This is a genomic window from Mycobacterium sp. 1274756.6 (genome assembly GCF_001668625.1).
GTDB lineage: Bacteria > Actinomycetota > Actinomycetes > Mycobacteriales > Mycobacteriaceae > Mycobacterium.
In genome coordinates, this window is sequence record NZ_LZLJ01000016.1 from 21355 (window position 1) to 33818 (window position 12464).

A 12464-nucleotide genomic window follows, 5' to 3' on the forward strand; every position below is an offset into this window, starting at 1 on the left:
GGGTCACAGCAGGGCGCTCAGGTTGGTGCCCAGCGTCCAGCCCGCGGCGCCGGCCATGCCGGTAGCGGCGATGACCAGCGCCAGCCAGATCAGCACGGTGCGTCGGGAACGCTGCTGCTCCCAAGCGAATTCGCTCAACTCGATGCCGGCGAAGCGCTGCGGCTCCCCGCCGTAACCGTCGTAGTCGTCGTAGCCGTCGTCGTCCTCGTAGTCGCAGTAGTCGCCGTAGTCGCCGTAGCGGTCCGGCGCACCCGCGTCGGGATCGTCGTGGTCCTCGCGGTGGCCGGACGCCCCGCCCGGTGGGGGCCCCGCCCAGTCGTCGGGGTGCATGGTGAACTGGCGGGTGGTGCGGGCCGCGGCGCCCGGGGTCTGCGGGGCCGATCCGGTGGCCGCCGAGCGGTGCTCGGCGGAGTTCCGCGGCGCCGGAACCCGGAAGTCCGGCAGATCCAACTCGGCGGCGACGGCGTCGACCGCCGCGGCCAGCTGCGCCGCGTCGGCGAACCGGCGGGCCGGGTCACGGTCGGTGGCGCGCGCCACCAGGTCGTCGAACTGCCACGGCACCCCGTCGATGGCCGCCCCGGGCGCGGGCACGTCATGATCGAGGCGCTGGTAGGCGACGGCCAGCGCGGTATCGCCCACGAACGGGGTCCGGCCGGTGAGCAGTTCGTAGCACAGGACGCCGACCCCGTAGACGTCGCTGGCCGGGCCGGCGTTGCCGTCGCGGACCTGCTCGGGGGAGAGGTAGGCCGCGGTGCCCAAAATCACGCTGCTGGAGGTGATCCCGGCCTCGGCCACGGCGCGGACCAGCCCGAAATCGGCGATCTTGACCTCGCCGTCATCGGAGATCAGCACGTTCTCCGGTTTGATGTCGCGGTGGACCAGGCCGGCGCGGTGCGCGACCGCCAACGCGCCCAGCACCGGGCGCAGCACCGCCACCACGGCGTGCGGGGGCATCGGGCCGCGCTCGGCGAGCAGTTCGCGCAGAGTGCCGCCGCTGACCAGCTCCATCACCAGAAACGGGTGATCGCCGTCGAGTCCCTGGTCGTAGACCGCCACCAGGCCGGGGTGGTTGAGCCGGGCGATGGCGCGGGCCTCCATCCGGAAGCGGGTCAGAAACTGCCGGTCCCCGGCGTAGCGGGCATCCATCACCTTCAGCGCCACCGGCCGCTCCAGCCGCAGATCCAGGCCGCGGTAGACCGTCGAGGTGCCGCCGGTGGCGATCCGGCGGTCCACCCGGTAGCGCCCGTCCAGCACCGCGCCGTCGAGCAGGGCCGGACCAGTCACGGTGGTCATCTTAGGTGCCCGCCGGTCCCGGCGACGGGCACCGGCGGCGCGCCCGGTGCCTACACTGGGCGCGGTGAGCAGCTTTCCCACCGGCGACGATGTGCTGGATCCCGACGAACCCACCTACGACCTGGCCCGGGTCGCCGAACTGCTGGCGGTGCCGGTCACCAAGGTGCACCAGCACCTGCGGGAGGGACAGCTGGTGGCCATCCGGCGCGACGGCGCGGCGGTGGTGCCGCAGGCGTTCTTCACCGCCGCCGGCGCGTTGGTCAAACACCTGCCCGGCCTGCTCGCCGTGCTGCACGACGGCGGCTACCGCGACACCGAGATCCTGCGCTGGCTGTTCACCCCGGACCCGACCCTGACGATCCTGCACGACGGGGCCGCCGAACAGCGCGGCAACGCCCGACCGGTCGACGCGCTGCACTCCCACCAGGCCCGCGAGGTGATGCGCCGCGCCCAGGCGATGGCCTACTGACCGGGCTCGCCGGCCGGCACCGGCTGCACGCCGGCCGGCCGGTCCTGCGGGGCCCGGCGCAGCCAGTACCAGGCGAACACCGCGCACCCGGTCGCGATGCCCACGTGCAGCCAGGAGTACATGCCGTGGGCGCCGTCGGGCCGGAAGATCACCATCACCCAGGTGGAGAACCCTGCGATGAGCGCCAGCGCCGAGCGTGAGGTGACCAGCGGCGCCACCACCGCCAGCGGCCAGCTGTAGTACCAGGGCAGGGCGGCGGGCACGAACAGCACCACGAACAGCATCGCCCAGGCGATCCCGGTCAGCGCGGCGCGGTCGTCGCGGCGGTAGCGCCACCACAGCAGCGGTAGCGCCACCGCGATGATCAGAATCCCGCTGATCCGGGTGACGTGCAGGATCGCGTAGAAGTCCACCGGCCACACCAGCCCGCCGATCGCGTGGGTGAGGTTGGCCACCGCGGTGGGCACCGAGAGCCAGTTGATGATCTTCACCGAGCCGGCCAGCGCGGTCAGCCAGCCCAGCCCCACCCCGGCCAGCGTGGAGAGCACCGCGAACACCGCGACGAACACCCCCAGCGACGCCGCGGTCGCCACCGCGAACGCCTGCGGCGCCCGGTACCCGCGCCGGTCCTTCAGATGCCGCATCCACACCCACACCAGGAACGGCAGGGTGATCCCGGCCGTCGCCTTGATCGCCGTCGCCACCGCGATCAGCGTCACCCCGGCGAGGTGTCTGCGCTGGAAGGTCAACGCGATGCCCGCCGACATCAGCCCGACCATCAGCATCTCGTTGTGCACCCCGCCCATCAGGTGGATGAGCACCAGCGGGTTGAGCACGCAGACCCACATGGCCGCCGGGCCGTAGCCGCCGACGTGGCGGGCCAGTCGCGGGGTCGCCCACATCAGCAGCGCCAGGCCGGGCAGCATGCACAGCCGCAGCAGCGCGGTGCCGATCACCACGTTGTCGCCGACGAGCATCGTGATCAGCTTGGCGATCAGGATGAACGCCGGCCCGTAGGGCGCGGTGGTCGACATCCAGATCGGGCTGACGTCCTCGAGCAGCGGATTGGGGTTGACCACCGGGCCGACCAGGTAGGGGTCCAGACCGTCGCGCAGCAGCGCGCCCTGCGCCAGATAGGAGTAGGTGTCGCGGCTGAACACCGGCACCGACAACAGCATCGGGGCCAGCCAGAAACCGGTCGTGGCCACCATCGTGGCGCCGGTGGCCGAGCCGTCGAGCACCCGCCGGCCCAGCCGCAGCCAGGCGATCAGCATCAGGCCCACGCCCAGCCACAGCAGCGCCGAGGAGACCACCAGACCGTGCCCGAAGCGCAGCCAGGACAGGTGCGCGCTCTCCAGCAGCGGGTCGTGCAACCGGGTGCTGCCCGCGCCCAGCCCGCCCAGGGTGATCAGGGTGGAGCCGACGAAGCCGAGCAGCGCGGGACGGCCCTCCGGCGCGGTGACGAATGCGATCAGCCGCTGGCCGGCGGTCGGCGACGAGGTGGTGCTGGTCATCGGCGCTCAGGCCGACCTGTCCGCGGCCAGGTTGGCCAGCTCGGACAACCCGGCCCGGGCCGTCGGGTCGATCGGGGCGGCCTGCAGCGCCGCGACCGCGCGCCGGGTCAGCGCCCCGATGCGCTCCTCCACCGCGGCCAGCGCACCGACGTCTTCGATGGCCTGGCACACGGTGGCGACCTGCGCGTCGGTCAGGGCGGTGCCGATCGAGTTGCGCAGCAGCTCCGCGGCCGGCCGGTCGGATGCCTCGGCGCGGGCCAGCGCCTCGGCCAGCAGCACGGTGCGCTTGCCCGAGCGCAGATCATCGCCGGAGGGTTTGCCGGTGACCGCCGGGTCCCCGAACACGCCCAAAACGTCGTCGCGCAGCTGGAACGCCACCCCCAGGTCGGTGCCCAGGTCGTGGAAGGCGGTGAGCACGTCGGGGCGGTCGCCGGCCGCGGCGGCCCCGAACTGCAGTGGCCGGGAAACGGTGTAGGAGGCGGTCTTGTAGGTGTTGACCGCCATCGCCGAGGCGATCGACTCCGCGCCGCTGGCCTCGGCGACGATGTCGAGGTACTGCCCGGCCAGCACCTCGGTGCGGATGTCCGACCACACCTGCTGCACCCGGGTGCGGGCGTCGGCGGGCAGGTCGGCGGCGGCGACGATGTCGTCGGCCCACACCAGCGCCAGGTCGCCGAGCAGGATCGCCGCGGAGATGCCGAACTGCTCGGGCTCGCCGCGCCAGCCCCGCTGCCGGTGCAGGTCGGCGAACTGCACGTGGGCGGTCGCGTTGCCGCGGCGGGTCGCCGAGGCGTCGATGACGTCGTCGTGCAGCAGGGCGCAGGCGTGCAGCAACTCCAGCGCGGAGAACAGCCGCAGCTGCGCCGCGTCGGCGGCCCGGCCGGTCACCGCCCGCCACCCCCAGTAGGCGAACGCCGGACGCAGCCGCTTGCCGCCGCCGAGTACGAAGTCCTCGAGCCTGGTCACCAGGGCGTCGTAGTCGCCGCCGATATAGGCGGTGCCGGCGCGCCGGTCGCGCAGGTACAGCCGCAACTGCTCGGTGATGGCGCCGGCCAGCTCGACTGCCGACGGTGCCGCTGCTTCGACGCTCAGCGCCGCGCCCCTTTCCGCGTACCGGTACCGACTGCGGCCCGGACCGGGCCGCAGGTGCATTCAGAGTAGCGGTGCGGCATCCGGCGCCGTGCAGGTAGCGGCCTGTGGCCCACGGTGTCGCCCCCGCACGGGTCGGTAGGGTGAGGGCGCCCGGCCGCCGGATGCGCGCGGCCCACGACGCGTTGACAGAGGAGCAAGCTGGTGACCCTGAACAGCATCGTGCTGGAGCTGGTGCCGCCGAACGTCGAGCACGGTCGGGACAAGGCGCTGGACGAGGCCGGCAAGGTGCTGCGGTTCTCCGAGGAGACCGGGCTGACCGGCCGGATCGGGCACGTGATGATGCCCGGCATGATCGAGGAGGACCCCGACCGGCCGGTGACGATGAAGCCGAAGCTCGACGTGCTCGACTTCTGGAAGATCATCGGCCCGGAGCTGCCGGGGGTGCGGGGGCTGTGCACGCAGGTCACCGCCTTCACCGAGGACGCGGCGCTGCGCCGCCGGCTCGGCGACCTCGGCGCCGCGGGCATCGAGGGCATCGTGTTCGTCGGGGTGCCGCGCACGATGGCCGACGGGGAGGGCTCCGGGGTGGCGCCCACCGACGCGCTGGCCGCCTACCAGGACGTGGTCTCCGACCGCGGTGTCGTGCTGATCCCGACCCGGGAGGGCGAGCAGGGCCGGTTCCGGTTCAAATGCGACCGCGGCGCCACCTTCGGCATGACCCAGCTGCTCTACTCCGAAGCGATCGTGGAGTTTCTGGCCGAGTTCGCCCGCACCAGCGACCACCGTCCGGAGATCTTGCTGTCGTTCGGGTTCGTGCCCGGCCTCGAGCAGCGGTCGGGGCTGATCAACTGGCTGATCCAGGATCCGGGCAATCCGGCGGTCGCCGCCGAGCAGGAGTTCGTGGCCCGGCTGGCCGCCAGCGAACCGGACCGCAAACGCCAACTGATGCTCGACCTGTACCGGCGGGTCATCGACGGGGTCGCCGACCTGGGTTTCCCGCTGAGCATCCACTTGGAGGCGACCTACGGCGTATCGCGTCCGGCGTTCGAGACCTTCGCCGAGATGCTGGCCTACTGGGCGCCTTAATAGTCCTCGTCGGCGGGCGCGGCGAACCCGGGGGAGCGGTCCCGGCCCTGCCAGGCCAACGCCGCCACCCCGGCGGCCACCGCCAGCGAGACGACCCCGAGCCAGACCGCGGCGCGGATGAACGAGCGGGTGCTCGGGTCGGTGTAGCGGGCCTGCGCGGACATCGTGTTGACGATGCCGGGTTCGAGGTTCCACTGCACCATGTCGTCGCCGACCCGGCTGCCGTCGGTGCTGGTCACCTCGCCGGGGAAGGTCACGGTCAGGCTGACGTCGGCCTCGGAGTCCTCCAGCGAGGTCAGGTCGACCCGCCCTTCCAGGATCACCACGTCGCCGGCGCGGCGCAGGGTCAGACTCATCCCGGCGGATTCGGGGTTCATGCCGGCCAGCTGGGGCAGCTCACCGAAGGTCAGGTTGGAGAACACCGCCTGGGAGCCGACGTAGCCGTCCCGGTTGTACTTCGACACCGCGACCTTGCGGGCGAACGGCAGGTCCGAATCCAGCTGCGGGCCGGTGTCGGAGTCGCTGCGGGGTTTGGCGGCCGCGATGATCTGACCGGAGACGGTGTCGTCGGCCGAGATCGTCAAGGAGGCGCGCACCCGCACACACCCGACGGCCCACGGCACCACCAGCAGCATCAGCAACCCGATGGTGAGCAGGCGGCGGGCACGGGTCCCCGGGCCGGTGGACGACAAGGACCTCAGCTGCACCCGGTCATCGTGCCAGACCCGGCTCACAGCGGCAGCCCGCGGCCCAGAATCGCGAACGGGCGCGGGTCCCCGGCAAAGCGATGGCCGCGGATGACGTCGGCGAATCCCAGCCGGCGGTAGAGCCGCCAGGCGCGGTTGCTCTCCCCGCTGATCTCCGGGGTGGACAGCAGCACGTGGGCCTCACGCCGGTCGGCGAGCAGCCGCCGCGCCAGCGCCTCGCCGAGGCCGCGGCCCTGCGCCGCGGGCCGGATGTGCAGTTCGGTGAGCTCGAAGTAGCTGCCCAGGATGCCGTGGACGGTCGCGGGGTCCGCCCCGGATCGGGTCAGGCCCTGCATGACCTGCTGCTGCCACCACTGGTCGGGGGCGCCGCGGTAGCCGTAGGCCACCCCGAGCAGCTCCCCGGCGCGCAGCGCGGCGGGGGTCGGCGCGTCACCGTCGGCGGTCGCCACCGCGGCCACCGCCTGCCAGCCCGGGCGGCGGGTGTGCTCCAGCCACATCCCGGCCCGCTGGTGCTCGGTGCCCGGCGGGTAGTGCATCGCGTCGACGTAGACCCGCAGGGCGTCGTCGAGCCGGTCGGCCAACTCGGCGGGGGACAGGTCGACGAGAAACGTCGCCATGGCGGTCTTCTCCTCGACGGTCGGTCCGGCGGGGCGCCGGCCGCGGCGCCCGGATGTCATTATCGGTCTCGATTATCGGGCCCGGCGCGCGACCGCCGGCCCGGCCCGCCCCGGAATCGGGTGAACCCAGTGGTACCGCGCCGATTGACCTCGTATCATGGGGTCGGATGCCTGGTGCACCGGGCGGCTGCATGCTTTTTGACCACTGAGGGAACCGTCGGCAAGGAGGGACGAATGCCACTCTCCGATCATGAGCAGCGCATGCTCGACCAGATCGAGAGCGCGCTCTACGCCGAGGACCCCAAATTCGCTTCCAGCGTGCGGGGCGTGCGGTTGCGCACCCCGTCGACCCGGCGGCGGCTGCAGGGGGCGGGACTGTTCGTCGTCGGGCTGGCCCTGTTGGTTTCCGGGGTGGCGTTCAGCGCGACCATGCTCGGCGGCTTCCCGATCCTCAGCGTGGTCGGTTTCGTGATCATGTTCGGCGGGGTGGTGTTCGCCATCACCGGCTCCGCCGACCACGCCGCGGCAGCGGCCTCGGAAACGGAGGCGGGTCCCGGGCAGCAGCGCCGCGCCAAGGGCGCGGGCAGTTCGTTCGCCAGCCGGATGGAAGACCGGTTCCGCCGGCGTTTCGAACCCTGACGCAAAACACCCGCACGCGGGGCGGCCTTCGGGCTGCCCCGCTTTTTTCTGCCCCGACGACCGGGAACGTGACGTAGGACACGCCGAAGAGGCGTCGCGGCACGCCGAAAAACACCCGCCCCCGGTGGCGTCCCCCACTTCCCCCCACCGCGCCGAAACCGTACTGACCTGGGCTCTTGTCCGGGGGCGGCGGGTCGACTGCGGTCATCTACACCCGGATTGCGGCAAAAAGTGGGGATGACACCCAGTTGTTACCGCACGAAATGGTCACGGGTGGGGGGTAGTGGGGTATCGTGGCCGGTGTTGGAGAACGGAGTGCGGCGACTTCGGGTCACGGCGGGAGGTGCGCGATGTTCCTCGGCACCTATACGCCCAAGCTCGACGACAAGGGGCGGCTGACACTGCCCGCCAAGTTTCGCGACACACTGGCAGGAGGGTTGATGGTCACCAAGAGCCAGGACTACAGCCTGGCGGTCTACCCCCGCGACCAGTTCGAGCAGCTCGCCCGGCGCGCCGCCGCGGCCTCCCGCAGCAACCCCGAAGCCCGGGCGTTCCTGCGCAACCTCGCCGCCGCCACCGACGAACAGCGTCCCGACGCCCAGGGCCGGATCACCCTGTCGGCGGACCACCGCCGCTACGCCAACCTCAGCAAGGACTGCGTGGTGATCGGGTCGGTCGACTACCTGGAGATCTGGGACGCCCAGGCCTGGACCGACTACCAGCAGGAACACGAAGAGAACTTCTCCGCGGCCACCAATGACGCGCTCAGCGACATTATCTGAGGCGTCCGCCCGTGCGGCGTGGCCTCTGCCCGAGCCGACCCTGACGTACTTCCCCAACGCCAGGTTCGCGACATCGGACAGGGACCTCGCCGCGCAGGCGGACCGCCCGGCCGGCGGACAAACCCGAGGCAGGCTTTCCGGAGGTGGGGCGATGACCGGCACCCCAGCGGATTTCGGGCACGTTCCGGTGCTGGCCGACCGGTGCGCGGCGCTGCTGGGCCCCGCCCTGACCCGCCGGGACGCCGACGGCAGCGGCGCGGTGCTCGTCGACGCCACCCTCGGTGCGGGCGGCCACGCCGAACGCTTCCTCACCGACCTGCCGGGTCTGCACCTGATCGGGCTGGACCGCGATCCCGCCGCGCTGGAGATCGCGCGGCGCCGGCTGGCCGGGTTCGGCGACCGGGTGACGTTCGTGCGGGCCCGCTACGACGACATCGCCGCCGCGGTCAGCGAATCCGGGCACGCCCGCGATGGCGGGGTCGAGGCGATCCTGTTCGACCTCGGGGTCTCCTCGATGCAACTCGACCAGGTCCGGCGGGGTTTCTCCTACGCCCACGACGCGCCGCTGGACATGCGGATGGACCCCGACACCGCGCTGACCGCCGCCGACATCGTCAACGGATACGACCGTGACGCGCTCAGCGACATCCTGCGCCGCTACGGCGAGGAGCGCTTCGCTCGGCGCATCGCCGAGCACATCGTGCGCCGCCGCGACCGGGCCCCGCTGCGCACCACCGGCGACCTGGTGGAACTGCTGTACCAGGCGATCCCCGCACCCGCCCGCCGGACCGGCGGGCACCCGGCCAAGCGCACCTTCCAGGCGCTGCGGATCGCGGTCAACGACGAGCTCACCGTGTTGCACGACGCGTTGCCCGCCGCGCTCGGGCTCCTCACCGACGGTGGGCGGGTGGCGGTGATGGCCTACCAGTCCCTGGAGGACCGCATCGTCAAGAGGGCGTTCGCCGCGGCGACCGCCTCGCAGACACCGGTGGATCTGCCGGTCGAACTCCCCGGCCACGGGCCGGAATTCGCGGCGTTGACCCGGGGCGCCGAGCGGGCCGGCGACGCCGAGGTGGCGTCGAATCCGCGCAGCGCACCGGTTCGGCTGCGCGCGCTGCAACGCATCGCCGCACCGCGCGGCTCGGCAACCAGAAGGGGTGAACAGTGAAGGTGAAAAGCCAGACGTCGCAACGCCGTTCCGGCGACCGCCGCCGCGGCGACACCGAGCCGCCCCGCTCCGCCGCCCGCCGGCCCCGCGACAGCCGCGGGGTCGCATCGAGCGAGACGCGGGCCCCGCGCACCGGCCCCAAGACCACACCGCGGCATCCGGCGCCGGTGCGCGCCGCCAAGAACAGCAGCCAGGCCAAGGCCCGCGCCAAGGCCCGCAAGGCCAAACGGCCCAAGACGATCCGGGTTCCGCTTCGGGAACGCCTGCTGACCAGGCTGGCCAGCGTCGACCTGCGCCCGCGCACGCTGGCCGCCAAGGTCCCGTTCGTCGTCGTCATCATCGGCTCGCTCGGACTCGGGCTGGGCCTGACGCTGTGGCTGTCCACCGATTCCGCCGAGCGCGCCTACGAACTCGGCCGCGCCCGCAAGGCCAACCAGGTGCTGCTGCAGCAGAAGGAAGCGCTGGAACGCGATGTGCTGGAGGCGCAGGCCGCGCCGGCGCTGGCCGAGGAAGCCCGCAAGCTCGGGATGATCCCCAGCAAGGACACCGCCCACCTGGTGCAGGACCCGCAGGGCAACTGGGTGGTGGTCGGCACCCCCAAACCCGCCGAAGGGCTGCCGCCGCCACCGCTGAACGTCAAACTGCCCGACGAGGATCCGGCGCCACCGCCCCCGCCGGTCAACCCGGTCGAGGTGCCGGTGCGCGTCAGCGCCGACCCGCAGGCGCCGCGGCCCGCCACCGGACCCGAGGTGCTGGTCCGCAGCCCCGACGGGGCGGCCACGCTGGGCACCGAACACCTGCCCCGCCCGGCGGACGCACCGCGCACCGGCCCGCCGCCCGGCCCAGCGCCGGCGGCTCCGCCACCGGCCCAGCCGGAGCCGGCTCAGCTCGCACCGGTCGCGCCGGCCCCCGCGGCCCCGCCCGCGCCGGCCGCGCCCGGCCCGGCCGGGCTGCTCGACCCGCTGATCGCCGGCACCCTGGAAGCACTGCGATGAGCCGGGACAAGCGCACCCGCCGCCCGGGCAAGCCCGCCCGGTCCGCGCCCGGCGCGGGCCGCCGCGCCCGGGCGGCGACGCCTCCGGCATCCCGCGTCCGCAAGGGCAACTCCCCGAAGACCAGCCCCCGCAAGGAAATCCGGCAGGCCACGCCGGAGATGACGGCCGCCCCGGCGCTGGGCCGCTCGGCCCGCAGCCGCCGCACCCGGCCGGCCGAACCGGTCGGCGCCGCCACCGCGGCCTTCGGCTTCCGGCACCGGATCGGCAGCGCCATCATCTTCCTGGTGCTCGCGGTGGTCGCCACCCAGCTGTTCATCCTGCAGGTCCCGCGTGCCGCGGGACTCCGCGCCGAGGTGGCCGGTCAGCTCAAGGTCACCGACAAGGAACAGGCGCTGCGCGGCAGCATCGTCGACCGCAACAACAAGAAGCTCGCGTTCACCATCGAGGCGCGGGCGCTGACCTTCCAGCCGAAGCGGATCCGCGAGCAACTCGCCGAAGCCAAACAGAAGGACCCCACCGCCACCGACCCGCAGCAGCGGCTGCGCGAGATCGCCCAGGGGGTCGCCGGGCGGCTGCACAACAAACCCGACAGCGGCACCCTGCTGAGCAAGCTGCGCAGCAACGAGACCTTCGTCTACCTCGCCCGCGCCGTCGACCCGGCCGACGCCGCCGCGATCACCGCCGAGTTCCCCGAGGTCGGCTCCGAACGCCAGGACCTGCGTCAGTACCCCGGCGGTTCGCTGGCTGCCAACATCGTCGGCGGCATCGACTGGGACGGCCACGGCCTGCTCGGACTCGAGGACGCCATGGACGCGGTGCTGGCCGGCACCGACGGGTCGGTCACCTACGACCGCGGCTCCGACGGGGTGGTCATCCCGGGCAGCTACCGCAACCGCCACCGCGCCGTCGACGGCGCGACCGTGCAACTCACCCTCGACGACGACATCCAGTTCTACGTCCAGCAACAGGTCCAGCAGGCCAAGAACCTGTCCGGGGCCAACAACGTCTCCGCGGTGGTGCTCGACGCCAAAACCGGCGAGGTGCTGGCGATGGCCAACGACAACACCTTCGACCCCTCCCAGGACATCGGCCGCCAGGGCGACCGGCAACTGGGCAACCCGGCGGTGTCCTCACCGTTCGAACCAGGCTCGGTGGCCAAGCTCATCACCGCCTCCTCGGTCATCGAGAACAACCTGAGCAACCCCGGCGAGGTGCTGCAGGTGCCCGGCTCGATCGACATGGGCGGGGTGACCGTGCGCGACGCCTGGAACCACGGCGTGGCCCCCTACACCACCACCGGCATCTTCGGGAAGTCCTCCAACGTCGGCACCCTGATGCTGGCCCAGCGGGTCGGCCCGGAACGCTGGTTCGAGATGGCCCGCAAGTTCGGGCTCGGCCAGCGCAGCGGGGTCGGCCTGCCCGGGGAGAGCGCCGGGCTGGTCCCGCCGATCGACCAGTGGTCGGGCAGCTCGTTCGCCAACCTGCCCATCGGGCAAGGGCTTTCGATGACCCTGCTGCAGATGACCAGCATGTACCAGACGATCGCCAACGACGGGGTGCGCGTCCCGCCGCGCATCGTGAAATCCACCGTGGCCGCCGACGGCACCCGCACCGACGAGCCGCGGCCCGAGGGCGTCCGGGTGGTCTCGGCCGAGACCGCCAAAACCGTCCGCAACATGCTGCGCGCGGTCGTCCAGCACGACCCGATGGGCTACCAGCAGGGCACCGGGCCGCAGGCCGCCGTCGAGGGCTACCAGATCGCCGGCAAGACCGGCACCGCCCAGCAGATCAACCCCGCCTGCGGCTGCTACTACGACGACGTCTACTGGATCACCTTCGCCGGCATCGCCACCGTCGACAATCCCCGGTACGTGATCGGGCTGATGATGGACAACCCGCACCACGCCGCCGACGGCTCACCGGGCACCTCCGGCGCCCCGCTGTTCCACAACATCGCCGCGTGGCTGCTGCAGCGGGAGAACGCGCCGCTGTCTCCGGACCCCGGCCCGCCGCTGACCCTGGAGGCGCTCTAACCCCGGTGACCCGCGTCGGCGGCCGAGCCGGCCTGGATACAGTGTCAGGGCTTGACAGCACAGCGGGGA

The 12464-nt window shown here is 72.5% G+C and carries 12 protein-coding genes; 7 read left to right on the plus strand and 5 right to left on the minus strand.

All coding sequences use genetic code 11. From position 1 onward, the window contains the following. Positions 1–3 precede the first annotated feature (3 nt). Positions 4–1293: a protein kinase domain-containing protein gene (locus tag A5643_RS01890; protein ID WP_066851389.1), complete on the minus strand. Its 1290-nt coding sequence runs from the start codon at positions 1291–1293 to the stop codon at positions 4–6. 64 nt (positions 1294–1357) lie between these two features. Here A5643_RS01890 and A5643_RS01895 point away from each other — a divergent pair, with 64 nt between their 5' ends. Next, positions 1358–1762: an Rv2175c family DNA-binding protein gene (locus A5643_RS01895; protein ID WP_066851390.1), complete on the plus strand. Its 405-nt coding sequence runs from the start codon at positions 1358–1360 to the stop codon at positions 1760–1762. Here A5643_RS01895 and A5643_RS01900 read toward each other — a convergent pair. Together A5643_RS01900 and idsA2 are read right to left on the minus strand one after the other, a co-directional pair. Next, entirely contained in the window at positions 1756–3276 is a 1521-nt protein-coding gene (locus A5643_RS01900) for an alpha-(1->6)-mannopyranosyltransferase A (RefSeq protein WP_066851391.1), read from the minus strand. The two genes, A5643_RS01895 and A5643_RS01900, sit on opposite strands and share 7 nt — an antisense overlap. A 6-nt stretch (positions 3277–3282) precedes the next feature. Continuing rightward, positions 3283–4332: a bifunctional (2E,6E)-farnesyl/geranyl diphosphate synthase gene (idsA2, locus tag A5643_RS01905; RefSeq protein WP_231995413.1), complete on the minus strand. Its 1050-nt coding sequence runs from the start codon at positions 4330–4332 to the stop codon at positions 3283–3285. A gap of 237 nt (positions 4333–4569) precedes the next feature. Between idsA2 and A5643_RS01910 the strand changes: the two genes are divergently transcribed. Continuing rightward, positions 4570–5454 carry a mycobacterial-type methylenetetrahydrofolate reductase gene (locus A5643_RS01910; RefSeq protein ID WP_066851393.1) on the plus strand — a complete coding sequence of 295 codons (885 nt, stop codon included), beginning with the start codon at positions 4570–4572 and terminating at the stop codon, positions 5452–5454. Here A5643_RS01910 and A5643_RS01915 read toward each other — a convergent pair. Then, positions 5451–6089 carry an LppM family (lipo)protein gene (locus tag A5643_RS01915; protein WP_066851574.1) on the minus strand — a complete coding sequence of 213 codons (639 nt, stop codon included), beginning with the start codon at positions 6087–6089 and terminating at the stop codon, positions 5451–5453. The two genes, A5643_RS01910 and A5643_RS01915, sit on opposite strands and share 4 nt — an antisense overlap. 95 nt (positions 6090–6184) lie before the next feature. Next, on the minus strand, positions 6185–6778 hold the full coding sequence (locus tag A5643_RS01920; protein WP_066851576.1) for a GNAT family N-acetyltransferase: 594 nt from the start codon (positions 6776–6778) through the stop codon (positions 6185–6187). A gap of 234 nt (positions 6779–7012) precedes the next feature. On the opposite strand from A5643_RS01920, the gene A5643_RS01925 reads away from it, so the two are divergent. The 5 genes from A5643_RS01925 (at position 7013) to A5643_RS01945 (ending at position 12395) form a co-directional block, all read left to right on the plus strand. After that, a complete protein-coding gene (locus A5643_RS01925) occupies positions 7013–7417 on the plus strand; it encodes an SCO2097 family morphological protein (protein ID WP_066851395.1) in 405 nt (134 codons plus the stop codon). A 350-nt stretch (positions 7418–7767) separates the two neighbouring features. Next, complete coding sequence (gene mraZ / locus A5643_RS01930; RefSeq protein WP_066851397.1) at positions 7768–8199, plus strand: division/cell wall cluster transcriptional repressor MraZ; 432 nt, start codon at positions 7768–7770, stop codon at positions 8197–8199. Then, on the plus strand, positions 8174–9367 hold the full coding sequence (gene rsmH, locus A5643_RS01935; RefSeq protein ID WP_082948667.1) for a 16S rRNA (cytosine(1402)-N(4))-methyltransferase RsmH: 1194 nt from the start codon (positions 8174–8176) through the stop codon (positions 9365–9367). The genes mraZ and rsmH overlap by 26 nt, the downstream gene beginning before the upstream one ends. Next, complete coding sequence (gene ftsL / locus A5643_RS01940) at positions 9364–10362, plus strand: cell division protein FtsL (RefSeq protein WP_066851401.1); 999 nt, start codon at positions 9364–9366, stop codon at positions 10360–10362. The genes rsmH and ftsL overlap by 4 nt, the downstream gene beginning before the upstream one ends. Positions 10363–10520: 158 nt before the next feature. Next, positions 10521–12395 carry a peptidoglycan D,D-transpeptidase FtsI family protein gene (locus A5643_RS01945; protein ID WP_231995414.1) on the plus strand — a complete coding sequence of 625 codons (1875 nt, stop codon included), beginning with the start codon at positions 10521–10523 and terminating at the stop codon, positions 12393–12395. The last annotated feature ends 69 nt before the right edge of the window (positions 12396–12464 follow it).